At 56.9% G+C, this 25,517-nt stretch carries 25 protein-coding genes and 1 pseudogene; 5 read left to right on the forward strand and 21 right to left on the reverse strand.

The window, feature by feature from the left end; translation table 11 throughout:
- Positions 1–3 precede the first annotated feature (3 nt).
- A complete protein-coding gene (locus ACFO3S_RS03250; RefSeq protein WP_378092153.1) occupies positions 4–450 on the reverse strand; it encodes a MarR family winged helix-turn-helix transcriptional regulator in 447 nt (148 codons plus the stop codon).
- Positions 451–724: 274 nt separating this feature from the next.
- Between ACFO3S_RS03250 and ACFO3S_RS03255 the strand changes: the two genes are divergently transcribed.
- Positions 725–1,546, forward strand: a complete 822-nt coding sequence (locus tag ACFO3S_RS03255; RefSeq protein WP_378092155.1) for a hypothetical protein — start codon at positions 725–727, stop codon at positions 1,544–1,546.
- Positions 1,547–1,697: 151 nt separating this feature from the next.
- Here the strand turns inward: ACFO3S_RS03255 and ACFO3S_RS03260 are convergent, their stop codons facing one another.
- Positions 1,698–2,297 (reverse strand): TetR/AcrR family transcriptional regulator, encoded by a 600-nt coding sequence (locus ACFO3S_RS03260; protein WP_378092157.1) that lies wholly within the window; start codon positions 2,295–2,297, stop codon positions 1,698–1,700.
- 131 nt (positions 2,298–2,428) lie between these two features.
- On the opposite strand from ACFO3S_RS03260, the gene ACFO3S_RS03265 reads away from it, so the two are divergent.
- Positions 2,429–2,656, forward strand: a complete 228-nt coding sequence (locus ACFO3S_RS03265) for a response regulator transcription factor (RefSeq protein ID WP_378092159.1) — start codon at positions 2,429–2,431, stop codon at positions 2,654–2,656.
- Between the two features lie 341 nt (positions 2,657–2,997).
- On the opposite strand, the gene ACFO3S_RS03270 is transcribed toward ACFO3S_RS03265, so the two are convergent.
- The 15 genes and pseudogenes from ACFO3S_RS03270 to ACFO3S_RS03340 form a co-directional block, all read right to left on the reverse strand.
- On the reverse strand, positions 2,998–3,654 hold the full coding sequence (locus tag ACFO3S_RS03270) for a transaldolase family protein (protein WP_378092161.1): 657 nt from the start codon (positions 3,652–3,654) through the stop codon (positions 2,998–3,000).
- Complete coding sequence (locus ACFO3S_RS03275; protein WP_378092163.1) at positions 3,614–4,846, reverse strand: mannitol dehydrogenase family protein; 1,233 nt, start codon at positions 4,844–4,846, stop codon at positions 3,614–3,616. The genes ACFO3S_RS03270 and ACFO3S_RS03275 overlap by 41 nt, the downstream gene beginning before the upstream one ends.
- Complete coding sequence (locus tag ACFO3S_RS03280; protein WP_378092165.1) at positions 4,843–6,018, reverse strand: mannitol dehydrogenase family protein; 1,176 nt, start codon at positions 6,016–6,018, stop codon at positions 4,843–4,845. The genes ACFO3S_RS03275 and ACFO3S_RS03280 overlap by 4 nt, the downstream gene beginning before the upstream one ends.
- A 14-nt stretch (positions 6,019–6,032) precedes the next feature.
- On the reverse strand, positions 6,033–7,589 hold the full coding sequence (locus tag ACFO3S_RS03285; protein WP_378092167.1) for a xylulokinase: 1,557 nt from the start codon (positions 7,587–7,589) through the stop codon (positions 6,033–6,035).
- A 105-nt stretch (positions 7,590–7,694) separates the two neighbouring features.
- Positions 7,695–9,317, reverse strand: a complete 1,623-nt coding sequence (locus tag ACFO3S_RS03290) for a response regulator transcription factor (RefSeq protein WP_378092169.1) — start codon at positions 9,315–9,317, stop codon at positions 7,695–7,697.
- The gene (locus tag ACFO3S_RS03295; RefSeq protein ID WP_378092171.1) at positions 9,310–11,034 is read right to left on the reverse strand and encodes a sensor histidine kinase; all 1,725 of its coding nucleotides are present in this window, start codon (positions 11,032–11,034) and stop codon (positions 9,310–9,312) included. Before ACFO3S_RS03295 ends, ACFO3S_RS03290 begins: the two co-directional genes overlap by 8 nt.
- Positions 11,035–11,105: 71 nt before the next feature.
- Complete coding sequence (locus tag ACFO3S_RS03300; protein WP_378092173.1) at positions 11,106–11,924, reverse strand: carbohydrate ABC transporter permease; 819 nt, start codon at positions 11,922–11,924, stop codon at positions 11,106–11,108.
- Positions 11,921–12,802 (reverse strand): carbohydrate ABC transporter permease, encoded by an 882-nt coding sequence (locus ACFO3S_RS03305; protein WP_378092175.1) that lies wholly within the window; start codon positions 12,800–12,802, stop codon positions 11,921–11,923. Before ACFO3S_RS03305 ends, ACFO3S_RS03300 begins: the two co-directional genes overlap by 4 nt.
- A 92-nt stretch (positions 12,803–12,894) precedes the next feature.
- Entirely contained in the window at positions 12,895–14,226 is a 1,332-nt protein-coding gene (locus tag ACFO3S_RS03310) for an ABC transporter substrate-binding protein (protein ID WP_378092177.1), read from the reverse strand.
- A gap of 280 nt (positions 14,227–14,506) precedes the next feature.
- A pseudogene (locus tag ACFO3S_RS03315) lies at positions 14,507–14,740 on the reverse strand (nitronate monooxygenase); the annotation flags it as partial.
- 11 nt (positions 14,741–14,751) lie between these two features.
- Positions 14,752–15,093: an MmcQ/YjbR family DNA-binding protein gene (locus ACFO3S_RS03320; protein WP_378092179.1), complete on the reverse strand. Its 342-nt coding sequence runs from the start codon at positions 15,091–15,093 to the stop codon at positions 14,752–14,754.
- Between the two features lie 530 nt (positions 15,094–15,623).
- A complete protein-coding gene (locus ACFO3S_RS03325; RefSeq protein WP_378092181.1) occupies positions 15,624–16,703 on the reverse strand; it encodes a sensor histidine kinase in 1,080 nt (359 codons plus the stop codon).
- Positions 16,700–17,416 carry a response regulator transcription factor gene (locus ACFO3S_RS03330; protein ID WP_378092183.1) on the reverse strand — a complete coding sequence of 239 codons (717 nt, stop codon included), beginning with the start codon at positions 17,414–17,416 and terminating at the stop codon, positions 16,700–16,702. The genes ACFO3S_RS03325 and ACFO3S_RS03330 overlap by 4 nt, the downstream gene beginning before the upstream one ends.
- A 64-nt stretch (positions 17,417–17,480) precedes the next feature.
- Positions 17,481–18,407, reverse strand: a complete 927-nt coding sequence (locus ACFO3S_RS03335) for an ABC transporter permease (protein WP_378092185.1) — start codon at positions 18,405–18,407, stop codon at positions 17,481–17,483.
- Between the two features lie 5 nt (positions 18,408–18,412).
- Entirely contained in the window at positions 18,413–19,339 is a 927-nt protein-coding gene (locus ACFO3S_RS03340) for an ABC transporter ATP-binding protein (protein WP_378092187.1), read from the reverse strand.
- A 312-nt stretch (positions 19,340–19,651) separates the two neighbouring features.
- Between ACFO3S_RS03340 and ACFO3S_RS03345 the strand changes: the two genes are divergently transcribed.
- From ACFO3S_RS03345 to ACFO3S_RS03355, 3 genes are all read left to right on the forward strand, one after another.
- A complete protein-coding gene (locus ACFO3S_RS03345) occupies positions 19,652–20,590 on the forward strand; it encodes a helix-turn-helix transcriptional regulator (RefSeq protein ID WP_378092189.1) in 939 nt (312 codons plus the stop codon).
- A gap of 169 nt (positions 20,591–20,759) precedes the next feature.
- Positions 20,760–21,017: an MFS transporter gene (locus ACFO3S_RS03350; protein ID WP_378092191.1), complete on the forward strand. Its 258-nt coding sequence runs from the start codon at positions 20,760–20,762 to the stop codon at positions 21,015–21,017.
- The gene (locus ACFO3S_RS03355; RefSeq protein ID WP_378092193.1) at positions 20,993–22,048 is read left to right on the forward strand and encodes an MFS transporter; all 1,056 of its coding nucleotides are present in this window, start codon (positions 20,993–20,995) and stop codon (positions 22,046–22,048) included. Before ACFO3S_RS03350 ends, ACFO3S_RS03355 begins: the two co-directional genes overlap by 25 nt.
- 62 nt (positions 22,049–22,110) lie before the next feature.
- Here ACFO3S_RS03355 and ACFO3S_RS03360 read toward each other — a convergent pair whose 3' ends face one another.
- The 4 genes from ACFO3S_RS03360 to ACFO3S_RS03375 all read right to left on the reverse strand — a co-directional run bounded on the left by ACFO3S_RS03360 (position 22,111) and on the right by ACFO3S_RS03375 (position 24,573).
- Positions 22,111–22,746 carry a class I SAM-dependent methyltransferase gene (locus ACFO3S_RS03360; RefSeq protein ID WP_378092195.1) on the reverse strand — a complete coding sequence of 212 codons (636 nt, stop codon included), beginning with the start codon at positions 22,744–22,746 and terminating at the stop codon, positions 22,111–22,113.
- 79 nt (positions 22,747–22,825) lie between these two features.
- Complete coding sequence (locus tag ACFO3S_RS03365) at positions 22,826–23,341, reverse strand: nitroreductase family protein (RefSeq protein WP_378092197.1); 516 nt, start codon at positions 23,339–23,341, stop codon at positions 22,826–22,828.
- Positions 23,338–24,027 (reverse strand): nitroreductase family protein, encoded by a 690-nt coding sequence (locus ACFO3S_RS03370; protein WP_378092199.1) that lies wholly within the window; start codon positions 24,025–24,027, stop codon positions 23,338–23,340. The genes ACFO3S_RS03365 and ACFO3S_RS03370 overlap by 4 nt, the downstream gene beginning before the upstream one ends.
- Positions 24,028–24,294: 267 nt before the next feature.
- On the reverse strand, positions 24,295–24,573 hold the full coding sequence (locus ACFO3S_RS03375; RefSeq protein ID WP_378092201.1) for a hypothetical protein: 279 nt from the start codon (positions 24,571–24,573) through the stop codon (positions 24,295–24,297).
- Positions 24,574–25,517 lie beyond the last annotated feature (944 nt).

The raw sequence follows: 25,517 nt of genomic DNA on the forward strand, positions 1-25,517 counted from the left end.
AATTCAAACGCCTCCTTCCATCCTGGATATATTGGACATGAGCCGGCCGATCAGTTGATGAAACTGCTTCAGTTCCGTCCCGTCGAAGCCCGCGAACAACTCATTCAGGAAAGCCGTTTCTCTGTCTTCGCGGGTACGAAAGTAAGCCAGACAACGCGAGGTCAGTCCGATTCTTTTGATGCGGCGGTCGTCGGGATCGGTTCGAATCTCGAGGAATCCTTTATCCTCCAGGCTTCTCGTCATCTGCATCACATTCTGATGGGTAGCGCCCGCAATGCGAGCAACCTCCTTGACCGACAGCTTGGCGGGCATGCTTTTGAACAGAATGGCAATCAACAGCCATTGCTTGACCGTCACCTGCTCGTCCAGACGGTCTCCAAGCGCCTGGAGGCGGTTGGCGCTTAGAAAGATCGAAGCAAACAGCGTGCCTTTATATTCCTCTTCATTCACGAATACTGCTCCTTGTCCGTAAAGCCTCAATTCATGGTTTTCGCGCTTTTTCATGTAGGTAATATATTACCTATACTACGGCGGTTCAACCCCTCGTGTCAAGCCGCCCGGCGGCTTCGGCCGCTTTCCGCCTAACAAAATTGGGAGAATATGCCGATATAGCTAGTATTAAAATGGATTTTAGTCGAAAGGATCGGAGTTCAGCATGAAAATCGACAATCATGGAATGTCCGCGCTGCCCAGGCTCTATAATCGGAATCGGGAGGCTGCCCCGTTGCAGTTGGAAACCGGCATCGCTCTGCCGAAGCCGGATCGCGTTGAATTAAGCGAGGCAAGCAGGAGGCTGGCAGCCGGGATCAGCGAACGGCAGCTGCCGGAAGGCGTAGTCAAGCATAACTACTCGGTCAGACCCGTCTTCACAGCCGAGATCGAAGCTTCCTTAAGCCGGGCGCTCAGCGGCAAGCCGCCCGAGGTGACCGACGCCGTTCATTTCCTGATCGCACGCAATTTCGTTCCCGACGGCTCCGTAGCGGACGAGGAGGAAAGAGCGGCGCTGCTCGAGAGCGGACTGTCTCAGGCGAAATTTATCGCCGACCGTTACTTGACGGGAGACGAGGCGGCCGAGTTCCTGGCCGCGATGAAGAAGATCGCAGCCTACGCCCAGACAAGAACGGTCGATCCGGAGAGCGGGCAAGCCCGCTACATCGAGCTTCCTCATAAGCCCGTTGGCGCGCCCGACGATTATATCGACCTCAACAGAATGATGAAGAAATACGACCCGGAAGCTTACCGTCGACTGACCGACATTCTCCAAAATGGCAGCGGCGTCGGCTTTTCGAGCCTATTGATGGAGTTTCAACGCAAGATGGCCCAGAATCCGGAATGGGTCCGCGAGTACCGGGCCGAAGTCCATCGCGTGAATACGGTGTTGACGCGCACGACGATCGACAATCGCTTCGAAGGCGCGGACACCTCCGATCTGGCCTCGTTCTTGCAAGACATGAACGGCAAGTTCGACAACACGTCCTTTGCGAATAAAGACTTTTTGACCCGAAATCTCGAATCCTTCTCCCTTATTCTCCGGAAGCTGGTTTAGCCGCCGAAAGGGGCGCAGCAAGCCGAAGCGCCTTCGCGTCGGACGGAGAATGGCGGTCAGCTGGCAGAGAAGCTCGCCATTGCCGAACGGCACTCGCGCGCCTGATCGGAGGGTCGGATTGAGAATCCGGCCTTCCGCTTGTCTCGGCCGTCTACCTTTCCTTCGTCTGGACATAAATCGGCATTAACACTTCGTCAATCAACCGATTCAGATCCTCCTTCCCCAGCTTTCCGCCCCGCATCATGTTTTCGAAGCGCAGCAGGTCAAACGGCAAACTCATCTGCAGCTCCGTAAGCTCGTACCTGGTTTCTCCCCGACGTTCGGCGAACTCCAGAAGCTTTCTCATCATCTCCATATTGCTCTCGCGGGCCCGAAGGGAAAGCCGCCGGAAAGGTTCGTTGTCCCGGCTCAGCTCCAGCAAAATAACGCTCATCAGCTTAGGTCCCACCGTATCGAGAAACTGCTGGTACAGCTCCAGCACGGCCAATAAATCCGCCCGGAAGCTCCCCTTTTCCCGAACGAGATCGATCAGACTGCCTCCGTGCGCCTGCGTGAACCGGTATTGAACTAGCGCATGCAAGAGATCGATTTTATCGCGGTAACGCCCGTAAATGACGGTGCGGCTTGTTTTCGCTTGCTTGGCAACGTTCTGAAACGTCATCTGCTCATAGCCTGCCGTGGAAAGAATCTCGTAGGCCGCCTCCAGAATCGCCGCTTCCAGCTCTTCTCCTCTTTTTCGCGTCGCGACCATGAATGAACCCCTCCGAGCGTCTCCATAATGAAAGACGTCAAATAACGTACAAATTGTACTGTACACGGAAACGGGGTATAATTCAAGACAAATAACGTACATATTGTACTTTATAGAAAGGCTGTCCGGTCATGAATAAAATCTTAATTGTCGACGACGATCCGCACTTCCGCAAGCTGATAAGCGCCATCCTGGACAAGGAAGGCTGCGAGCCGCATGAAGCGTGCGACGGAATCGAGGCTCTTGCGCTCGTCGAGACCGTCCCGTTCGACCTGGTCATTCTCGACGTGATGATGCCGAATATGGATGGCTGGCAGCTGTGCCGGCAGCTGCGCGCCTATTATGATCTTGCAGTTTGAACCCCTATCATCATCGAGCAGGCCCAGTGCAGCGGAGAAAGGGAATGGCTTGTCGCGAGTTTGGGCTTGAGGCAGTTTGAACCCCTGTCATCATCGAGCAGGCCCAGTGCAGCGGAGAAAGGGAATGGCTTGTCGCGAGTTCGGGCTTTGAGTTTCTTACCTTTACAGGTCTTATTTATCAAAGAAACTCAAAACAGGCTGTCTGAAGCCGGCAAGCCATCCCTTTCGCAGTGGAACGGCCTTCCTCACAGGGGTTCAAGCTAACTCGCTCCTACGCAGCGGAACGGCCTTCCTCACAGGGGTTCAAAACTAAGCTCGCTTTCCCCGCAGCCGGCAAGCCGTCAAGTCGAGAGCGCCGATTGAAGCCCGTTCCAATCCGCCTGGAAGCCAGCCAGGCCGATATCGGTCAGCGGAGAACGAAGCATGGCCTGCAGCGCGGCCGAGGGCATCGTTACCGCATGCACGCCGACAGTCGCCAGATCGACGACCACCTGCGGACTGCGGATGCTCGCGGCGATGACCTTCGTTGCGGAGCCCAGCTTCTGCAGCGTATCGATAGCTTCCACGATGAACCGCCGCCCGTTCGCTCCCAAGTCGTCGATTCGGCCGACGTACGGGCTGATGTACGCGACGCCTGCCTTGGCCGCCAGCAGCACTTGGGGCAGCGAGTATACCAGCGTCATGTTGACTTCGATCCCCTGGCGCACCAGCCGGGTGGCGGCGGCCAGCCCCGCCGCCGTCATCGGCAGCTTGATGACCGCTTGCTCCGCCCATTCGTTCATCCGGCAGCCCTGCTCGACCATCTCGTCGGCGGTGTCGCCCGTCGCCTGGCACCAGACTTTCCCGGTCACGCAGCCGGCGATTTCCTTGATCACCGCTTCCGGATCTCGACGCGCTGCCGCCAGAATGCTCGGATTGGTCGTTACGCCGTCCAGAACCCCCCAGGCCGCCGCTTCTTTAATTTCCTCCAGGTTGGCCGTATCCAGATAAATTTCCATTGTCGTCTCCTTTCGTCAGTGGCGTCCAGTCCGCGTCTCTTCCTCGCCCGATACGCTCCAGGTCGGCGTAATGCCGGATCGCCCGCAGCACCAGCGGATGATCGGCGGGAAGTCCGCTCCAGCCGGTCAGAACGGCGGATGGATCGAAAGCGGCCGCGGCCGCTCCCCCCGCCGCCGATTCCCTTTCCCTTCTGGCGTAATGCAGAGCGGCAGCGATCGTCAGCGTCAGCACCGACGGGTCTCCCCCGGTATCCATGATCATGCGCGCCGGCGCGATCAGCCGATCGTCCGGTCCCAGCTTGCGGGCGACATCCCGGGCATTTTTATCCACGTAATCGACAATGCCGTAGTCGCTGAACTTGGCCACCGCCCGTTGCGAGAATCGGCGCTGATCCTCCAAATCGAATCCGAGCGTGCGGCTGATCGCCCGATTGAGCGGCTCGGCCAACCGTTCGAGCAGGCCGCTCACATCCGGGTCGTTGGCGGCCTCCGCATAGATCTTGTAGTCCTTGAAGGCGCCCAGATACGTAATGCAGGCGCTGATGCAGTTGTACGTATAGATTTTGCGCCGCAGAAGCGTCGGGAACCGTTCCGCCGGAACAAGGCACGGAATGCCGAGCTCTCCCGGCAGCGCCTCGCCGTCGTATGGCAGCTCGGGATAATCTTCCGACAAAATATCGAGACGGGTGCCCGGCAGATTCACGGTGGTGCAGAAAATGGCGGATTCGGAGACCACGATCCCCCTCGCTTCCTCGGGGAATCCGGTCTGCAGCGCTTCCCGCAGCACTCGGGCCGGCGCGGTTCCGTTCTCGCAGGTGATGATCGCCAGCGGTCCGTCGCTCCCCGATTCCTGGCGCCGCAAGCGGGCTTGGGCAAGCAGTTCGGCCAGCGAAGGCAGATTCGATTCCCCGATCGCAGTGAACACCAGATCCGCTTCGGCCACCGCCTTCGTCGCGTCGCCGGTTCCCGCCAGGCAGGCGCCGACCTCCGTTATTCGGACGGGAGGTCGCTCCCGGTTGTAATAATGAATGGTATACGCCCCGTCCTCGTTTATCCGCCTCACCACTTCCGCCGACGTATCGACGAATGATATCCGGTAATCGGACGATGCCACCATCCGGGCGACAAATCCTCTCCCGGTCTGGCCGGCGCCGATAATGACGGCGCTCCTTCCCTTCGTTAATCCGTTCATCGAACCCATCCTTTCCCCTGCAGCCATACGATCTTGTCGAGAATCAGCCCGGCCAGAGGCTCGTCCTCGGCTATGCCGCACACGTCTCGCAGAACGGCAAGCATGCCTTGCGACTCCCGCTTCTCCTTAAGCGCCGTCGCGATCGGATCGGAGGCATGATCGTAATAGAGCGCCGCCGCGATCGATGTGGCGATGCCGTGCGGTTCGATGCCGTGCCGTTCGGCCAGGCGGGCCGCGCCCACGAGCCGGTCCTCCGGCCCCAGCTTGCGGATCGGATCGCGGGCATGCCTCTCGACATAATCGACGATGCTAGCGTCCTGATACTTGCGCTTGGCCTCCCGGGCGAACGCCATCTGCTCCTGCAGCGGAATGCCGTATTCCTCGCTTAACGCCCGCCCGGTCTCCGCATAGACGACGTCCAACAGCCGTACGATGTCCTCATCGTTGGCCGCATCGGATACCCGCGTATGACGTTTGAGATAGCCGAGATAGGAGATCGTCGCGTTCCCGGTGTTGTTCGTGTAGATTTTCCGCTCCAGAAATCCGCCGAACTGCTCGATATACCGTACTCCTTCTATTCTCGGCGGCTCTCCGACGATCGCCGCGGCGTCCACGGGCAGCTCCCAATAATCCTGAACGCAGACGCACAGCGGATCGGCCTCCGTCAGAGAAGGCGGCGGCTCGACCGCAGAGCGCATGACGGCGGCTTCGGCGATCCCGACCCAGCGCTCGAACAGCTCCGACTGCTCCTCGCTCAGCCGTTCGCCAATGGCCTGCTTCAACTCCGCCGCCGGGCGCTTCCAATTCTCGCACGTAATGATCTGGAACGGCTTGACGAACGGCTCCCGGCAGCGCAGAGCGAACGCAGCGGCCAGCGCATCGGCCAAGGCGGACAGATTTTTGCCGCCGACCGAGGTGAAGGCGATGTCCGCCTCGCTCCACGCTCGGGCGACGCCCTCCGCGTCGCGAAGCGACAGCGCGCTGAAGCCGCGGATATCGGCGCTCTTGTGATCGGCGCCCATCACGTGAACGCGGTAGCTGTCCCGGCTGTTCAGCAGCTCGATCAACTGCTCGTTCACGTCCACGAAGGTGATCTCCGCTTTGCTCAAATACAACAGATGGGCGATAAATCCGCGCGCAATTTTGCCTCCGCCGAATAGGATCGCTTTCATGGTGCACTTCCCCCTTAGTTGTCTTTACTCGCTCTCGACGGTTCGCAGCCGAATACGGGGACGAGCGCATGATACAGCTCTACGAACTTTTCGTAGCCTTCGTCGTACACCCCGCCGGCCGAACGATCGGGCTCGTACCGTTCCGCAATGCGGATCATCCGGCTGCCCGCCTCGCGCAAAGTGGAATACCAGCCGAGCGAATAGGCGGCCAGCACCGCCGCTCCGAGGCAGCCGGCCTCCGTCGTCTCCAGACGGCTGAAGGGCACCCCGATCAAATCTGTCTTGATCTGGTTCCACAGCCGATTGCGGCTGGAACCGCCGGCGATCAGCATGCTTTCCGGTCTCTGCGGCAGCCGCGCGATAATCGTCCGCATGGAGTAACCGACCCCCTCCATCACGGCCCGTGCCAGGTGACGGCGATCGTGCGACGGGCTAAGACCGTAAAATACGCCTTTGGCCGCAGGGTTCCACCAGGGGGATCTCTCCCCGTTCAGATAGGGAAGAAACAGCAGCCCGTCCGACCCGTGCCGAACGTCGCCGGCCTCGCGCAGCGCCTCGTCGTAATCGACCGCTCCAGCCGGATTCGCGCGGCCGAATTGATCGATCTGCTCGACATACCATTTCAGCGCTTGTCCTCCGGTCGACGTCACGCCGTAGAGGACGCGGTGCTCGTCCCCGAACGGAACCCAATTCATGCCCTCGACATATTTCGGCACGGGGGAGAACGAGCCGCGTTCGATCAGTCCGACATGCTCCGACGTGCCGGTAATGTCGAAGCCAGCGGTTCGATCGGGCATTCCAGCCAGCCCGAGCAAAGCCGCGTTCATATCGTTCCAGCCGAGCACGACGGGAATGCCTCCCGGCAAGCCCAGGCTTTCCGCCACGGAAGGGATCAGCTCTCCTGCGATCTCGTGCGGAAGTCCGATCGGCGGCACGATCTCCGGCCCGGCCCCCGCCCACTCGAGCAGCTTGGAGGCGGGCTTCAGGGTTTGTCGGTGAATGGCGCTCTTGGCGCTCGTGTTGTCCGACAGCCAGCGCCCCGTCAGCTGACGAATGACCCAATCTTTAGGCTGGACGACGTAGCGCGTTCGCTCCAGCAGCTCCGGGCGGTGCCGATGAAACCAGCGAAGCTTCGGCGCGACCCAGTTCGGCCCTACGGGAATGTCCATGCCGAGCAGCGCCTGCAGCTCCGCCTCGCTGAACGCCCGCTTCATCTCTTGAGCTTCCGCAGCGGCGCGGGTGTCCATCCATGTGACGAATGGGGTTAGCGGCTCCCCCTCGCGATCGATCAGCATGTAGGAGCCGATCTGCGAGCTGAAGCTAATCGCTTCAACGCCGATTCGGCCTTCGCCGCGGGCGACGCCCCCATCCCCGGTCAGCCCCCGAATCGCCCGGACGGCGCCTTCCCATATCTCATCGGGATGCTGATCGCACCACCCGGGTTTCGGATGGTGAATCGGGTACGACGCCTTGCTCTCCGCCAGCAGTCGCCCGCAATCGTCGATCAGCGCCGCCTTGCATGAAGACGAGCCTATATCCAGGCTCAGAACAGCCTTGGTTCCGGCGGCCATCCGCATCCTTCCCTTCTTTGCAGTCCGTTTCACCCTCCTATCGTAAACCGTGCATTTTCGGGAAAACAGAGCAAAAAATTAGCCCGGATAGCTCATTTTTAACCGCTACTGCTGCCGGTGCTGCCGGTACTCCTGCGGGGTAAGACCGTAATACTTCTTGAAAACTTTAATGAAATAGTTCGGGTTCATATATCCGAGCTGCAGAGCGATCTCGTAAATTTTGCCCGTGCTCGAAGTCAGAAGATGGGCCGCCTTCTCCATCTTGAGGCGAGCGATGTACTCGCTGAGATTTTCGCCCATTTCCAGCTTGTACACTCTCGACACGTGGACCGGATGCGTGCCTAGCTCATCGGCGATCGTCTGCAAAGACACGTCCCCGTTCAAATTCCGCTGCACGTAGTCCTGAATTCTCCGAATCGTTCTATCGCGCACGGAAGCCGTCGCGCGCTCGGCATGGCTGCGGACTTTGCCCAACGTCTGACTGGCCCATCTTCGCAGCGAATGAACGGACCTTGCCGGCTGAAGCTCGTCGCCGCCCGCCGGATCGCCGCCGACGATCTCGGACAGCTCGCACCCGCTCTTATGGGCGAACTGGCCGAACGACGCGTACAAACTGAAGAACGTCGCGAGCATATATTCCTTCGAGCGAATCCACTTCTCGTCCAGTTCTTCGAGAACGGCCTCAAGCTTCCTCTCGGCGGCCTGCCAGTTGCCGGCCTCGAGCAAGTGATGAAGCAGCGGAAGCTCATAGAGGCTGTGCAGCGAGCCGAATTCCGCCTGCCCGCCCTCGTCGGCGCCCATGCTCGTGAACATCTCCCGCTCGCTGCCGATCTGGCTGCGAAAGGCGTAGACCGCCTTTTGATATTGCGGCGTCAGCTCCGACGGAAAGCTGCCCCAGCGGCTGTTGAGGACGGATATTTTGCTTTTCAGGTAATGCTTTACGCTCTGCTGGAACTGGGCGGCCAGCCGCTGCAGCAAGGAATCGTCGGCGTCCCGCTTCAGGCCGTCATGTACGGTCACCAGAAAAACCATGTAGTCATGCAGATCCTTCGTCTGCCACAACCGAAAGCGGTCGCCGAATATTTCCTCGGCCATGTTGCCGATCGCGTACTCCAGCAGCGACATGCTCCGAACGTCGTAGTCCGTCAAATCTTCCTCGAGCCGAATCAGCATCAGCGCGAAGGGATCGCCGGGCCGGACGGGAAGCTCCAGCATCTCCAGTCGGCGGACCAGCCGCTCCGGGGACATCCGGGCTCCCTGCAGCAGCTCGTAGAGCAGCTCTCCCCTAAGCCGGGGCAAGCTTTCCCTGAACGCCTGCACGGCCCTCCGGTACGTGTCCTCCTCGCTGATCTCCTGCCGGATCTGATTCGTCACCTTCGTTAACGAGGCTGCGATCTCGTCGTCGCTCACCGGCTTCAGCAAATAATCGGCGATATTGTGGGAGATCGCCTGGCGGGCATATTCGAATTCGGCATACCCGGTCAACAGAATGCATCGCGCCCTTTTCCACCGCGTCCGAATCTGCTCGATCAGCTCCAGCCCGGTCATGACCGGCATATTGATGTCCGCGATGACGATATCGATAATGCGGCTCTCCATCACCGCCAGCGCTTCTTCGCCCGTGCTCGCCTTATATACCGTGCCGACGTCGTACCTCTCCCATGGAACGAGCTGCTCCAGACTTTCCAGGACGTTGACCTCGTCGTCTACGATCAATACGTTAAACATTGCTCTCCTCCCGCTCTTCCTCCGTCGTTCCGCGCTTCCAGACGATATCGACTCTCAGCCCTCCCAGATCGGACCGGCCGAACCGAATGCCGGAGCCGCTCTTGTACAGATGAATCAACCGCTGGTTCACGTTCCACAAGCCGCAGCCGATGTCCTCGTCCATCGACAATCCGACCTGCCGCTGAAGCTTCTCCATCTCTTCCTGAGTCATCCCGGGTCCGTTATCCTCAACGACGATCCGGTACTCCTCCTCCGTGCACTCGCCAACGAGGGTCAGCATTCCGAAGCCGGAAATTCGTCCGATTCCATGTATGAGCCCGTTCTCCACGACCGGCTGCACGATCAGTCGCGGAATTTCCAACGCAAGCATCTCGTCCGGAATGTCGATCTCGTAATGAAACCGCTCGATTCGCAAATTCTGGATCACCAAATAATTGCGAATCATGGCAATCTCTTCTTCCACCGTCGTCAGCGGCCTGGACACTCTGGTCGTATGCCGGAAATACTCGCCTAGATTAAGCGCCATGGCCACGACCGCTTCCTTGTCGCCCAGAGCGGCCGTATTTTTGATATAAAACAGGCAATTGTACAGAAAATGCGGATTGATCTGCGATTGCAGCTGCTTCAGCGTCGCTTCCCGCAGCCTGATCTTGTTCTCGTAGCCCGTTTCGATCAGCCGCTGAATGTCCTCGGCCATCTGGTTAAAGCTGACGAACAAATAATGAAAATCGTTGTCCGGGCGCGCGGACAGACGCGTGGAATACTGCCCTTTGCCGATTTTCTTCACACCGTTGACAAGCTGCCGGATCGGAATCTGCACGTTGCGGTACAGCAGGAAGGCCGCCAGCATGCTCAGCGCCAGCAGCAGCCCGATCGACGTATTGAACAGATTGCGGCTTTCCGTGATCGGCCGAACGACTTCCTGCAGCGGGAAGTAATTGACGAGGTGCCACCCTTCCAGACTGTCCGAATGCATATAGTTAATGACGTACTTTCTTCCGCCGAGCTCGACGATCTCGCTTCCGTTCTCCTCCAGCGCCTCCGAACGAAGAAAGTCCAGCAGCACGTTCACGTTCACCATATTCGCCGTATCCTGCACGATCGGCTCCTGATCGCGATGATAAAAAAAAGCGCCGCCTTGTCCGACGGAATTGAACCGATTCAACATGTTGCGAAGATTAAGCTCCATCAGCCGGGCTTCGACCAGGAAGTTCGTGCCCAGCGTGTCGCTCGGATAATATTTGGAGAAAAACGACCCGTTCGGGTCGTACCGGTAAGTCCACACCTTGGCCTTCTGCTCGCTCAGCTTGTCGATGTCGTCGTAAGGAATCGAATAATCGGTCGAGATGACTTCCTGGAAATCGGGAAAGTACAGCGTCTGCTGATTCACCCAGCCGCTGACCGCGATCTGCAGGCTGAGCTTCTTCTCGACGTCCGATCTTTTTTTGAAGGCCTCGAAGCGCGTCGTCCGGTCCCGGTCGCGAATATATTCGGCCACGCTCGGGTCGCGCCCGACCAGTACTGCCGATTTGGACAGCTCGTCCGTATAAAGCTCCAGCTGGCTCATAAAGAAGGACAGGCGGCTCCAGTTGAGCTCGTCGACGCTTTTTCTCACGACGTTCACGCTCGTCAAGTAAGAGTAGCTGTACAGCGCCAGGATCGGAATGAGCAGAAGCACGATCAGGATGACGATTTTGCGAAATATGCTTTTCTTCATGTCTATCGCTCCTTCTTCCAAACAGCGCAAAAGGTCGCCCTCCTAAAGAGGACAACCTCGATATTCGCCGCTCAGCCCTTGACGGCGCCGGCCGACAGGCCGCTGATCACATAGCGCTGAGCGAATAGTGAAATGACAATGATAGGCAGCGTAATGACGGTAGCCGCCGCCATCAGCCCGCCCCAGTTCACTTCCGAATAGGAAATGAAGTTGAAGATGGCGATCGGCAGCGTCTTCGTCTTCTCGCCCGCGAGCACCAGAGAGAACAAGAAGTTGTTCCAGGAGAAGATCGCGGACATCAGGGACGAGGTGATAATGCCCGGTCCCGAGATCGGAATGACGGTTCGCAGGAAGACGCCGGCTCTCGTGCTGCCGTCGATGAGAGCGGCCTCCTCGATCTCGAGCGGCAGGCTCTCGAAGAACGGGATCATCACCCAGATGATGAACGGCAGGCTGACGAGCATATGCGCCAGAATCAGCGCCGTATACGAGTCGATCAGATTCAACTGGCTGAACAGGATAAACCACGGAATCAGAAAGGTAATGCCGGGCACGATCCGCGCCACGAGAATCGTCAGCGCCAGACCCGGCATCCGGAAACGGGCGATGCCATACGCTGCGGGAAGTCCCAACAGAAGCCCCCCTGCGGTCGATCCGATCGCCACGATTGCGCTGTTGATCATGTACTTCAGGAAGTTGTTTTCTTGAAACACTTGCGTATAGTTTCTAAGCGTCGGCTCGAAGATGAAAAAATGACTGGTCGACTGCATCTGAATTTGCGTCTTGAACGAGGCGAGCAGCATCCAGATCAACGGAAAGGCGAAGACGATCAAGACGATGCCGGTCAAGACGGCGTACACATACCCGTAGGCTCTATCCTTCCTCCTCACGCCGCCACCTCCAGCCTTTTGCGAAGCCAGATCACGCCCATCGTCAATCCCAATACGATCATAAAGAAGACGACCAGCAGCGTCGAGGCCATGCCGAGCTTAAAGTTCTGGAAGGCGAGAATGTAACCGTAGATGTTCAGCGTCTCCGACGAGGAGCCCGGACCGCCCTGGGTCGTGGCAAAAATAATGTCGAACGTCTTGAGCGCGTCGATCAGTCTCAGCATCGCGGCTACAAGAATGGTCGGCCTCAGCAGCGGAAGCGTAATGTACACAAACTTCTGCCAGGTCGACGCGCCGTCGACGTCCGCCGATTCGTACGGATCCTGGGGCAGGGTGGTCAGCCCGGCCAGCACCAGAAGACAGATCATCGGCGTCCACTGCCAGGTGTCTATCATAATTAAAGAAGGAATAACTTGTTTTACGGATCCGAGCCATTCCAGCGGATTCAGCCCGACCGATTTGAGAATGACGTTCAGCACCCCGATGCTCGGCTCGAAAATCAACAGCCATACCATTCCCATCGCGACCGGCGTTGCTACCATCGGCATCAGGAATATCGTTTTGGCGATATTTTTGCCTCTGCCCTTCCGGTTCAGCAAAACTGCGATCAGCACGCCGAGCACGATCTGGATGAGGACGGCGGCAAACGTGAAGTAGACGGTAATGCCGAAGTCGCGCCAAAATCTCTCCCCGGACAGGAGCTCCTTATAGTTAGCCAAGCCGACCCACTTGGGGGGCGTCAGGGCGGACATGCTCCATTCGTAAAAGCTGAGCCTAAGCGTATACCCGAGCGGAAAAACCATCATCAAGACGACGAAAAGCACCGCGGGGAGCGTGAAGACCCATTTGATTCTTTTGTCTAACCATTTTAATGCCATGCGGAACCTCTCTTTCCCCGTGCGAGACAGCGGTCGGGCAGCGCCGGAGACGACCGCCTCCGACGCTTCGAATCTTCATCTAAGCGCTTACTTTAACTGTTTTCTTTATCGATCAGAGCCTGGAAATCCTTATTCGCTTTGTCGGCGGCCGCCTGAATATCCTCGCCCAGCATCGCCTTGACGACAATGTCCCCGATAATTTCGCGGGCTTCGCCTACGCTGATGACTTGCGGACGGTCATGGCCGACGCCAATCTTGAAGTTTTCCAACGCCACTTCGACCAGCTCGGGAGGAAAACCGCCTGTCGACTCCGGATCGTTCCAGACGGAGTTGCGAACGCCCGGGTTGCCTTTTTTCTGCAGCGTCGCCACCATTTCTTTGCTTGTCGCCCATTGGATGAACTGCCATGCGGCCTCTTTGTCAGCGGCATTGGCATTCATGCTGAGCGCCCATGTGGAAGCGCTGACCGGCTTGGAGCCGGCGGAGCCTGCCGGGAATACCGCATAGCCGATATCGTCCGCCACGCTCGACTTTTCCTTGTCCGTGCCGTTCGTGTACGTGGAGCTGAATTCGACGAAGAACGCCGCCTTGCCTTGGGCGAACACTCCCCATGCTTGCGGGAACGACATGTTCAGGACGCCCGGAGGCCCGTAATCCTTGAGCCAGCTTGCATATCTGCCGAAGCCCTTAATCGCTTCCGGCGTATTCACGGTAGCCGTATTCCCCTGCGAGAAATCCGCGCCTTCCGAGAAGAGGAACGGGGCAACCATCGTGATGAGCGCGCTGCGCTGGCCGCGGGCGACGAAGCCGTACACCTCGTTGGCAGGATCGTGAAGCGCCTGAATGGCCGCCTCCATCTCGTCCAGCGTTTTCGGGACGGGAATGCCCGCCTTCTCCAGCAAGTCCTTCCGGTAATAGACGACCGTTTGGTCCAGCAGCACCGGAATGCCGATCAGCTTGTCGTTCACGACGTTAGCCTGGATGCCCGATTCGGAGAAGTCCCCGAAATCGTATTCGGGATTCTGGTTCACAAACTCGTCGAGCGGATACGTCCAGCCGTTCTTGGCGAACAGCTTGGCTTCCTGCGGCGGACGCATCATGAAGACGTCCGGCACGGCCGCCTGTGTCGTCAACTGGATCGACAGCTTCTGCGAAAGCTGATCCTCGGCAAAGCTCTGAAGCTCCACCTTCATCCCGGTTTCCTTCTCGAACTCGGGAATCATCTCTTTCAAAGTGTCACCGAGCGGCAGGTTGCCCAGGTACACCGTCAGCTTCTTTCCCTCGTAGGGCAGACCTGCGTTCTCCGCCGTCTGAGCGCTGTCTCCGCCTTTGCTTTCCGTAGCCGAATCCGCCCCGCAGCCTGCCAGCAGCCCTCCGGCCAGCGTCAGGGAAACTCCCAAGCCCAACATCCGTTTCTGTTTCATCGCCTTATGACCTCCTTGGTTGACTCTAGTTGTTCGTCTTGCTTGTTTACATCATAAAGGCCCGGACAAGTCTGGGACAGAGAAAATAATTAGCCGAGATGACATATTTTTAATCGAGGCGAGTGCAGCGGCTGCTCTATAGAAAGAGCCCCGCCCTGAACGACTCCAGGCGAGGCTCGACTAGCCGCGATCGGTATCGCGGCCTTACAGGATTATGATCTTGCCGGCTCCCGGCTTTCCGCAGCACCGAAAAACCGTCCTCATGGCGGGAGGATCACGACTAGCCGTTGGCTGGAGAGGATTCGTCCCCTTCATTCGAGAACGTTCTTTTCACAATCGCAGCGGCATGCTCGAGGGTTTGCTTGACGATGGCCGCTGCAGATTGGGCTTTGGCTAACCTGAGCCCCTGCCCCGCCCAAAGGGACATATACTCGGGATAGTTCGCTTTGGCAGCCGCCTGACGAATGTCCCGGGTCATCGCGTTTTGGACGGGGTAAGCTGGGATTGTTCCAGGGTTGATCCCCACTATTTTTGGGTTTTACGTTTAGGCCTTGTGAGTTCAAAGCTATGCCTTACCATATCATGAAGATCATCCTCCGGAAGGTCTTCATCCAGAATCACGGTATTCCAGTGCTCTTTATTCATATGATATCCCGGCTTGACTTCCTTAAATGCCTGTCGAAGAAAGTCGGAGCGCTCAGGATCGCATTTCAGGTTAACGCAAAGATGTCCATCCCGGTTGAAGATCAAGGCAAATAACTTCTTGTTCCCTTTATGGCGTATGGCCGTCCAGCCTTCTCCGAAAGGTTGATCTTCATACGAGCCTGGATAAGACAAACAGTGTTCAATGAATTCCTCTAGTTTCATTCCGATCTGCTCCTGTCTTTGTTATCGTTCACTTGCGCCAACCCACGTTAGCCCACCAGCCCACTTTAGCCGACCAACCTACGCCAACCCACCACCCCACGTTAGCCCACCAAACTACGCCAGCCCACTAACGTAACGGTTGCCAGCGCGGCTAATCGTGCCGTTTTCGCAATGTGGGGATTGTAACGGTTGCAGCAGCGGCTATTTCAGTTGAACACACGCCGTTTCGCTCGATAACCCCAAAATAAGCGCGGTAGCAACCGTTAGCTTTTCCTTTTTCGGGAAAACGGTCGATTAAGCGCTACTGCAACCGTTAGACGTTGAAGGCGGTGCGGCATCCAATTTTCCTGCAAGCTGGCGGCCAGCATTCAATCGACAGTGTCCGGCGTACTCGACATTCTTCGTTTCATGACCGAGGGCAAGCCGGTGCGCCTGGAAGCGAAGATCCCGGAGTCTTTTCCCCGCGTTGTCGCGGACGAAAGCCGGCTCATCCAAATGCGGTTTAACCTGATTCACAATGCCAACGCATGTTAAATAGGAGGAAGTTGAACGGTGACCGTCGTACCTTGTCCTATTTTGCTCGTGACGTCGACTGTTCCTTGATGCGCCGTGACGATCTGCTTCACAATCGCCATTCCCAGTCCGGTACCGCCTGCAGGAATGTCCGTCGAGGTCCCCCGATAATATCTGTCAAACAGACGGGCGACGCTTTGTTCATCCATTCCGTTTCCGTCGTCTGTAATCTGTACTTGGACATGAGAGCCGGCGCCTTGTAGGTGTACAGTAATGGATGTCCCTGCCGGATTATGAACTACCGCATTGACCAGCAGGTTTGAGAACGCCCTTTTCAGCAGCCCGGCATCCCCCGTTACATAAAGGTTTTTTTCTTCGCCTCGAATTTCGAAGTGATACGCCTTGGCCAGGGGCATATTCGCCGCTTCCGCAACCGTTCTGCGAATGAACTCCGCCAGCTCGATGGTTTGCGAGGACAACTTGAATCCGATGGACGGGTCCATCCGGAAAGCCATTCCAAGATCATGGATAAGCTCTTCCATATGGGCGGACTTATCCCGAATCCAATGCAAAAACTCTTTTTTCTCGTCCTCGCTCCATTCATGCTCATCCGATAAAAGCATGTCCGCATAGCCGGAAATATAAGACAAAGGGGTTTTCAGGTCATGGGTGACGCCTGCCGCCCAATCCTGCCGCAGCTGCTCAAACTCTTGCCGTTTACGCTCGTTTTCCTGCAAGGTCTGGGAAAGAGAATTCAGATTGGCGTAGACTTCCCGGTACAGGCGGCTGGAAAAGAAGCGGAAGCGTTTGGGGTTGACGGGAACCAGATACTCGCCGCTTGACAGCCTTTTGATTTTCACCAAAATGTCCGCCATCGGCCGCGCCACATAATAGCCGTAAAACAAACAATACAACAAGTATACCGCCATTATGATGCCTGTTGTCAGGTTGACGACAACGAGTTTTTCCGGCTGCTTCAGCACGACAATATAGAAAACGGCCGGCAACGAGACGGTTAAGAACAGCAAGAGCTGATGCAGGATAAAATTCAATGTAAAGCGGACGACCAATTTACCATTTGTAAAGTCCATTTTCATGCCAGGCCCCCCTGTTGGGGAGGGACAAACTTGTAGCCAATCCCCCTTAGCGTAACGATCAGGGAGGGCTGTTTGGCGTCTTGCTCGATTTTTTTGCGCAGGCGCATAATATGAATGGCAACCGTCTTCTCGTCCCCTATACGGTCATAGCCCCATACATGCTCGTACAGCTGCCCTGCGGTAAATACCTGATTAGGATGGTCGACCAGGAACAGCAGAAGCTCCAATTCTTTGGCCGGACAAGGAATCTCTTTGCCGTCTACCCGCAATTGAGCGGCTTTCTTATCGATGGCGACAGGACCGAAACGATAAATCTCCGTTGTCTGCGCAGCGGCCCGATATTGCTCCAGTCTCCGAAACTGCACATGGATGCGAGCGGCAACTTCCAGAGGATTAAAGGGCTTCGTCATATAATCGTCCCCTCCGATCCCGAGCCCGGTCAATTTATCCAAATCGCTTGAACGAGCCGTAAGAAACAGGATGGGGACGGAGGTGCGCTGACGGATTTTTTGGCACAGCTGGAATCCGTCCGCATCGGGCAGCATGACGTCCAAAACAATCAAGTCATACGGGTCATGACTTATTTTTTCCAAGGCTTCCTGACCCGTAAAGGCGCTGCTGATGGAAGAATACCCTTCCTTGCGCAGAATGGTTTCCAGCATCTTGACAATGCCAGGTTCGTCGTCAATAATGAGTATTCTTTGTGAGCGCACCCTGCCTTCCTCCTTTCTTGATCGGATCACCTCTATTATCTAACGAAACGGATAACGTTGGCCACTAGATCGACACGTCTCGCTTCTTAAACACGATCCAGCTTAGAAGGGTCAGTGCAAGGATGTATACAAGCATCACGGCGATGGAGAAGCTCAGCGTCATCTCTGGCCTGGCCGGAAGATGAAAAATGTACAGGCTAATGTCGCTGTTGGCAAAAGGAAGGTACTTTAACCATTCCATCCTGGCTGTCGCTTCTATCATGGAATTACCCACGATCATAATCAACAGCGAAATTCCGAGCGCCAGGGCGCTGTTGCGCAGAACCGTCGATACCGCAAAAGCGAGGGTGACATAGCCCATGACCGGAACAATGCTTAAACCGTACATTTTGAGGACCTGCATCCCCACATTCTGCTGAACGACTTGTCCCTGCCCGTTCAAAAATAAATCCGTCGTGTGAATGCTGCCTAATCCATACAACAACGCATTCGCAGCATAGCCGCATGCCGCCAATAGCGCCAGCATCACGACAGCAAACAGAGACGCCGCGATATATTTGGAAAACAAAATTTTAGCGCGGCTGTGCGGACGGATCAGCAGCAGTTTCATCGTTCCGGTTGTATATTCCCCGGCTACCAGATCCGCGGCAATAATGATGGAGAAAACGATGACCATCTCGATTAAGCCGGAGAAGGCGAGCAAAGCCGACCACGGATTGCCGGAGGGCGCAGGAATGTCGTTTTCCAAACGATGCTTGGCTATTTTCAGCTTGTTTTCAGCATCGGCGCGCAACGTAGAAGACAGCTCCGTTATTTTTAATCGTTGTTCATACTGCTGGACAAGCTGCGCGGTTTCCGCCCGCCAATCTTGGGAATTCGTGCTGTTGATTTTGCCCAGGACGGAGGAGCCCGCAGAGATGGCAAACAGCAGCAGCAGCAGAAGCCAGGTCAATTTCCGGCTGTATATTTTCATGCTTTCGTTGGCCGCCAAACCGATCATTTTTTCTCCTCCGTGATTTCCAAAAATTTGTCCTCCAGGGTCTGCTCCTGCACCTGAATGCTGTATACCGGAATGCCCGCTTCCATGAGGAGCTTGTTGACGGCGGGGATTTCCTCTTTGTTCAACGGAATCAGCAGCTGCCCCGGCTGTTTTGCCGGCAAGACCGCCTTGTTCAAGGCGGCAATCAGCCCTTGCGCTTGTTCGACTTGAGAAGGTTCAACGGTCACGCAAACATGAGAGCTTCCGCTGTTATGGACGAAGTCTCGCATGCTTTGAATACGGACCAGCTTTCCATTTTGCAGGACGCCTACCCGATCGCACATCAATTCCATTTCAGAAAGCAAATGGCTTGAAACGAACACGGCGACCCCTTCTTCATGGGCAAGTCTTTTTAAGTAGCTGCGCAATTCGTGAATCCCCGCGGGGTCAAGCCCGTTGGTCGGTTCATCCAAAATGAGTAGCGAGGGGCGGTGCAGAAGGGCTTGGGCAATCCCCAACCGTTGCCTCATGCCAAGGGAATAGGTTTTTACTTTGTCATAAATCCTGTCCTGAAGTCCAACGACTTCTACAATTTCTTCAATGCGGGCTTTGGCAACGCCGGGGATCATCCGCGCGTAATGCTTTAAATTTTGATAGCCTGTCAAATATTTGTATAAATCCGGGTTCTCCACAATAGCCCCTACATGCCGAATCGCCTTGTTGAATTCTTGGGCAATACTGTGTCCCTTAATGAAAATATCGCCCTGACTGATCCTGATCAGTCCCACCATCATGCGAATGGTCGTCGTCTTTCCCGCTCCGTTAGGGCCTAAAAAACCAAATACTTCTCCGGCTGGAATATCGAACGACAGATCGTCCACGATCGTCTTTCTTCCGATTTTTTTCGTTGCGTGCTGAAACTGTACGACGGGAGGTTGGTTCATCGGTTGACTTCCTTTCTATTGGGCTTAAAATCCCTTTCCGGCTATTTCAAGCCGATTATAGAAAGTGAAAGTAAACGGATGGTAAACGAAGCACAAACATGCCGCAAACTTTGTACAGTGCGGGTTATCGCAGGGTGATTCACATCCTTTCGCATTTCTTGCGGGTCTCCGCCCGTTTTCCATCCTCTCCAACCGGGGCAGTCGCAGGCAATGGCGCGGCTTTGCTTGCCAAAGCCGAATCAATCCTTTACGATATTGATAACGATTCTCAATTGGGTGCGATTAAGTACGGGAAAGGAGGCCGCCTTGGGCATGCTGGTAAAAACGGAAAGCCTGGACAGCTTTTTTCTCAAGCTGAAAAGAAAAGAATCCGGAGCCGCAGCGGATACGGAAGAAAGCGTCTTTGCGCTGCCGATTCGCGGGGGCGAGGCGCGGGTGCGCCGGCTCTGCTTGCGTCGGGGCATGGAGTTGAATTGGTACGAGGGCGTTCTGGAAAAGCCGTTGAGCTTTGACGCCGAGGTCGGCTACCCGCATCTCGAAATCGCCTATAGCCTGTCCGGCGGAGGATGGGAAGGCTCTTGCGAAGGCAGCGGATGTACGATCGAGCCGGGTCATTCGGCGCTGGTATATATGAAGGACAAGCGGGTTCGCGCGCAGATGCACCCGAGCGACAACTGGAACCATCTGGAGCTCAGGATGGATCTGCGCGCGCTGGACATGGAGCTTCCGGAATTGGCCAGGCTGGCCGAGCGTTCGTTTTACGGCCGGCTGGTGCCCGATCGGCCGCAGTTGTCCCGCCTAATCGGACAAATCAACGACTGCCCGTACCGCGGCGCGCTTGGCCGGCTTTACTTGGAGGGAAAGGCGCTGGAGCTGCTTGCCTACTATCTCGGGGAAGCATTCGAGGAGCCGCTGTCCGATACGAAGCTCCGAATGAGCGCCTACGACCTGCAATGTCTGGAGAAGGCGCTGGAATTGCTGCGGCATAACTGGAGACGGCCGCCGAGCCTGCTTGAGCTTGCTCGCGCCGTAGGCATTAACGATTTCAAGCTGAAACGCGCCTTCAAGGAGCGGTACGGCACGACGGTGTTCGGATATGTGCGCCATTTGCGCATGAATGAGGCTCGCCGTCTGCTGGAAAGCGGCCATTATTCGGTCAGCGAGGTTTCGCTGGCCGTCGGCTACCGCAATTTCAGTCATTTCGCGGCGCTTTACAAGCAGACGTTCGGAACGACGCCCAGCCGGGTGTAGCCGACGCGTCGGCAATTTTCAAAAAAACCTCCGACTCGCGCCTCGTTGGACGATCCTTGCAAAACTCCCTCCAGCCGCATAATAACTCCGTCCTGCGGCGGCGAGAGAGTCCGGCTTCCTGTTATGATCCAGGATGAGGGGATTCAGGACGAGGAGGAGAAACAACGAGATGGATAAAATCCGGTTCGGCTTATTTTTCAGCGTATTTACGGCGATGTCGGGGTTAATGATCATCGCGCCGGTCATGCCTTCGCTCTCCCGCGAATTGGGACTTAGCGAAATGCAGTCCGGCCTTATTATCTCGCTCGGTTCGGTGGCGATGGCGGCGATGGCGCCGTTCTGGGGCAGCCTAAGCGATCGCAAGGGGCGGCGGGCGATCGCAAGGGGCGGCGGGCGATTCTTGTGGCCGGCTTCGTCGGCATACTGATCAGCTACGCACTGTTTACTGCTGCCATGTACGCCGGCTTGCACGGCGCGGCCCAAGGCGGGATGTTGATCGGTTCGCTGATCTTGACGCGTTCGATGATCGGCGCGTTTATTCCCGCCGTCCCTTCTGCGTCGCAGGCTTATATGGCAGATATCACCGATACCGGTAACCGCTCCGCCGGAATGGCGCTGATCGGCGCGGCCAACGGACTTGGCCTGGTGCTCGGACCGGCTGTCGCCGGCGGTTTGGCGATGATGGGGCTGCTATGGCCCCTTTATGCGGGAACGCTGCTTCCGCTTGTTGCGCTGGCGGCGATAGCGCTGCTTGTTCCGAAGCGATCCGTCCTTGAGAACGGAGCCAAAGCATCCGCCGCAGCCAAGAGCAAGCCCCCGCGCCTTAATCCTTTCCAGCCGGGCGTGCGGCTGTACTTGTCGGCCGGCTTTGTGATGATGCTGGCGATTGTCACCCTGCAGGTAGTGGGCGGATTTTATTTTCAGGATCAACTGATGATCGGCACGAAGGAAGCGGCAAGACTCGTATCGTTCGGGCTTATGATCAGCGGTGCGTCGATGCTGCTTGTGCAGGCGCTGCTAATGAAGCTTGCGTCGGCGGCGCCCGGCCCGCGCACCATGCTGCTCGCCGGCGGCGGTTTGATCGTACTCGGCATGGGCTTGTTGCTTGCAGGCAGCTCGCTGGCCGTGCTGTATCTCGCTTATCTGGCATTCGGCATCGGCGCCGGCCTCATGATGCCGGGATTTATGACGGGCGCATCGCTGTCCGTCTCCGCCGAGCAGCAAGGCGGCGTCGCCGGTCTGGTCGGATTGATTCAAGGGCTGTCCGGCGTTGCCGCGCCGCTGCTGGCGACCGCGCTGTACAATGTCGACCGGCATCTGCCGTTCGCCGTCATCGGGGCTCTATTGCTGCTGCTTGTACTAATCATGCTTGTATTGCCCGGCAGAGCCCTCTCTGACGCCAGCCCGACAGCGTCGACGAAAGCGGACGGGGCGATAGAGGCCAAGCATCAGGCTTAAGCTGTCCGTTGTGGACAAGGCGGACAAGAGCATGTCTCTCGTCCGCCCTGCGCATTTATTCGTCATTTCGCCGCCGGCTTCTCTACGACCACTTGCACGACATAGCAATTTCCGCTATGGTACAAGCCTTCTGTCCGTTCTGCCTCTCCTGTGAAAAAGTGTTTAATCCGCTGTCGCTTGCACCACGCCAACAGCTCCGTTGCGCTGTACAACCAGGCCACCTCTCTCGGACCGCCCGTATCACAGTTGATTTGCTCCTCCTCGTATACTTCCATCAGAAGCCGGCCGCCCGGTTTCACCGATCCGATAATCTTATCCAGAACCTGGTATTGAACCTCGCGAGGAAAATGGCCAAACACCATCACCGCCGCATCATACGACTCCACCGGCAGCTCGTCTTCAATCAAGTCCGCCTGCGCTGTGTGTACCCGCACACCGTGCTTGGCCGCCAGCGCCTCCGTCTTCCGCAATCCTGTCAGAGCATAGTCGTAAGCGGTAACCTCGTGCCCTTGCCTGGCCAGGAACACCGCATTACGTCCCTCTCCCTCCGCGTAAGCCGCTACCTTGGATTTCGGCGGGATAAACAGCGTCGTTTCCTGTATAAAAAGGTTCGCTTCCTCACCGTATACATATACGTCCGCGCTAAACCGCTCATCCCAACTTGGAACGCCGGGACTGCCGCCTTTTATATTGCTCATCCTACTTCCTCCTATTCTTGGCATGTTCGTCTGTAACGCTGTCCGGTAATGGACGATAATATACCGGTTTCCTCGAAGTCTACCACACTTCAATCTTTATCGGCGGTTTTTCGGGAGCTTTTGAAGGCATGTTCTCCCAGTAGCCAAACCCCAGCACTCCGACGACCCGTTCGTCCAGCCGCAATTCCGCGGCGAAACCAAACGCCTTGTCCTCTTGCCCTAAAGGCAAATGCCAGCTCATGCCAATCTCGGCTGCCGAAGCGAGAATCTGCAAGTTCTGGATCAGACAGCAGGCCGCGGCAAAATCATCCTTTGCCTCCCGGGCGTCCTGCGGCACGGGAGCCGCGACAATCAAGCAAGCCGGAGCCTCCCGGATCAAGGTCCGCAGCTGATTCTGCGTTGGCGAGTCGAGCGCTTCTTCCAGCTTGCCGCGGCTGTCGCTGGCAACCCAAATAAACCGCCAAGGCTCGCGCAGATGGTGATTCGGAGCCCATATCGCATCCTCCAGCAGCGCCAGGATCTGTTCCGCCGTAACGGGGCGTTCACTGAACCGGCCGCACTCCCGGATTTGTTCCATCGTCGGCTGTATGCTCATGCGTCCTCCTCCTTCCCCCGCAGCGTTCCCAGCGCTGTCCACTTGTCTGCCGCCGGCGTTCGCCGCTTTCCCTTCGGCGTCTTATCGTATTCTCCAATATATAACAGACAAACAAGCCGTTCGTCTGGCGCGAGTCCGATTCCGGAAGTCAACGCCTCATGCTCCACAACCGGATCCGTATTCCATACGAGCCCGAGCTTGCACTCCCATGCAAGCAGCGTAAAGCTATGCACAATCGCGCTCACAGCCGCCAACTGCCGATCGTTGGCAGCGTCATCCGCCAGCTCGCGCTGAATGACGGCCACCATCGCCGGAATTTTCGCTACTCGCTCGGCCATCGCCTGGACGAGCTTGCCCGGCATCCAGCGGTATAGGCCCTGGCCGCTGTATGCGGCCATGATGGCTGTGCCCGCCTTGCGCTTTCCTTCCTCACTGGCAAACACAATAAACCGCAGCGCGGCCGCATCGTGCTCCAGCGTTACCGTCCGTGCAGCGAGCTTGAGCAGCCCGGCCAGTGCCTGTCCGGATACGGGACGCTTGGCAAAGCTGCGGATCGTTCTTCTTTCGCGAATCAGCCTCGCCGCCTCTTGAACGGCTTCTGGCGGACTCGAATGTGCGGCCTGCTCGTTCGGCGCGCTGCTTTCTCCCTCCGCCGGGCAATTGTCCGGCATCTTCAACCCAATCATAACCTCATTCCTTTCCTGTTTACTATAAGATAAGTATATAGATAATGATAATCATTATCAATTAAAAGGATGCCGAATCCTGCCATTCCTGGCTGCGTCTCCTGTTTACAGTGTCATTTTGACGAAACAGGTTGAAGGCGTTTCCGGCGATTCGCTCGCTCATTCGGCTAGTGCGCGGCAATGGAAGCAAGGTGGAACAATCGCGCTGTTCCACCTCCATGATTCCTTAGCCAATATTTCTACGCGGCCGCGATATTTGCGCCCAGTTCAATCGGCCGCATACCGATTTATCGGCACCGGCACGCCGAGAATGCCCCGCAGCGTGTCGGCCTCGTACTCGCGGCGGAACAAACCGCGCTCCTGAAGAATCGGCACGACCAGATTAGTCACGTCGGCCAACGTTCCCGGCACCTCGCTGTGCAGAATGAAGCCGTCGGCTGCGCCCGTCTCCAACCATTCCTGAAGCCGGTCGGCAACCTCTTCCGCCGATCCGCACAATCCCGGCTTGGGCGCGGCGAAGGCAGCGACAAGGCCGGCAATCCCCACAGATGGGCCAGCGGGGTGAACTCGCCGTTGGCAGGACCGCCGGGCTTTCCGGCCGGGATCGGGCCTGCGGGACAGCAATGTTGTCAGGTTAAGCCATTGGCGTATGCGATCGGTGGTTTGCGATCGGTGGCGTGCTTCCTGGCGGCAACGTCTAACAGTTACGCAACCGTTACAATCCCCATATTGCGAAAACGGCACGGCCCGCATCCTGCCGGCAACGTCTAACGGTTACAGTGGCGCTTAATCGATCGTTTTCCCGAGAAAGGAAAAGCTAACGGTTGCCACCGCGCTTATTCTGGGGTTATCGAGCGAAACGACGCGTTTTCAGGTGAAATAGCCGCTGCTGCAACCGTTACAATCTCCGTACTGCGAAAATGGCACAATTAGCGCCGCTGGCAACCGTTACAATCCCCATATTGCGAAAACGGCACGGCGCGCATCCTGCCGGCAACATCTAACGGTTACAGTGGCGCTTAATCGATCGTTTTCCCGAAAAAGGAAAAGCTAACGGTTGCCACCGCGCTTATTCTGGGGTTATCGAGCGAAACGGCGTGTTTTCGGCGGAAATAGCCGCTGTTGCAACCGTTACAATCTCCGTACTGCGAAAATGGCACAATTAGCGCCGCTGGCAACCGTTAGTTACGTTAGTGGGTTGGCATAGGTTGGCGTGTGTTGGCGTAAGTTGGTGGACTGGAGTGGATTGGCGTGGGTTGGCGTGGGTTGGCGTAAGTTGGTGGACTGGCGTGGATTGGCGTGGGTAGGCATAGGTTGGCATAGGTTGGCGTGGGTTGGCGTAAGGTGGTGGGCTGGCATAGGTTGGAGTGCTACGATAAAAATGCAGTCGAAAAACACCCTCATATGAAATAAAATGAAAGCTAACGAGGGGACGGGAGACAATGAAACGGTACGACAAAGCATTCAAAGAAGAAGCAGTCAGATTAAGC

Origin of the sequence: Cohnella hongkongensis (genome assembly GCF_042654645.1) — a bacterium.
In the GTDB taxonomy this organism is placed as follows: Bacteria; Bacillota; Bacilli; order Paenibacillales; family Paenibacillaceae; genus Cohnella; species Cohnella hongkongensis.

Bases quoted from the DNA above. Each gene is read 5' to 3' on its own strand.
- ACFO3S_RS03260 (WP_378092157.1), bottom strand. From the start codon at position 2,297: ATGGTCGCGACGCGAAAAAGAGGAGAAGAGCTGGAAGCGGCGATTCTG.
- ACFO3S_RS03265 (WP_378092159.1), top strand. From the start codon at position 2,429: ATGAATAAAATCTTAATTGTCGACGACGATCCGCACTTCCGCAAGCTG.
- ACFO3S_RS03270 (WP_378092161.1), bottom strand. From the start codon at position 3,654: ATGGAAATTTATCTGGATACGGCCAACCTGGAGGAAATTAAAGAAGCG.
- ACFO3S_RS03275 (WP_378092163.1), bottom strand. From the start codon at position 4,846: ATGAACGGATTAACGAAGGGAAGGAGCGCCGTCATTATCGGCGCCGGC.
- ACFO3S_RS03280 (WP_378092165.1), bottom strand. From the start codon at position 6,018: ATGAAAGCGATCCTATTCGGCGGAGGCAAAATTGCGCGCGGATTTATC.
- ACFO3S_RS03285 (WP_378092167.1), bottom strand. From the start codon at position 7,589: ATGGCCGCCGGAACCAAGGCTGTTCTGAGCCTGGATATAGGCTCGTCT.
- ACFO3S_RS03290 (WP_378092169.1), bottom strand. From the start codon at position 9,317: ATGTTTAACGTATTGATCGTAGACGACGAGGTCAACGTCCTGGAAAGT.
- ACFO3S_RS03295 (WP_378092171.1), bottom strand. From the start codon at position 11,034: ATGAAGAAAAGCATATTTCGCAAAATCGTCATCCTGATCGTGCTTCTG.
- ACFO3S_RS03305 (WP_378092175.1), bottom strand. From the start codon at position 12,802: ATGGCATTAAAATGGTTAGACAAAAGAATCAAATGGGTCTTCACGCTC.
- ACFO3S_RS03310 (WP_378092177.1), bottom strand. From the start codon at position 14,226: ATGAAACAGAAACGGATGTTGGGCTTGGGAGTTTCCCTGACGCTGGCC.
- ACFO3S_RS03320 (WP_378092179.1), bottom strand. From the start codon at position 15,093: ATGAAACTAGAGGAATTCATTGAACACTGTTTGTCTTATCCAGGCTCG.
- ACFO3S_RS03325 (WP_378092181.1), bottom strand. From the start codon at position 16,703: ATGAAAATGGACTTTACAAATGGTAAATTGGTCGTCCGCTTTACATTG.
- ACFO3S_RS03340 (WP_378092187.1), bottom strand. From the start codon at position 19,339: ATGAACCAACCTCCCGTCGTACAGTTTCAGCACGCAACGAAAAAAATC.
- ACFO3S_RS03345 (WP_378092189.1), top strand. From the start codon at position 19,652: ATGCTGGTAAAAACGGAAAGCCTGGACAGCTTTTTTCTCAAGCTGAAA.
- ACFO3S_RS03350 (WP_378092191.1), top strand. From the start codon at position 20,760: ATGGATAAAATCCGGTTCGGCTTATTTTTCAGCGTATTTACGGCGATG.
- ACFO3S_RS03360 (WP_378092195.1), bottom strand. From the start codon at position 22,746: ATGAGCAATATAAAAGGCGGCAGTCCCGGCGTTCCAAGTTGGGATGAG.
- ACFO3S_RS03365 (WP_378092197.1), bottom strand. From the start codon at position 23,341: ATGAGCATACAGCCGACGATGGAACAAATCCGGGAGTGCGGCCGGTTC.
- ACFO3S_RS03370 (WP_378092199.1), bottom strand. From the start codon at position 24,027: ATGATTGGGTTGAAGATGCCGGACAATTGCCCGGCGGAGGGAGAAAGC.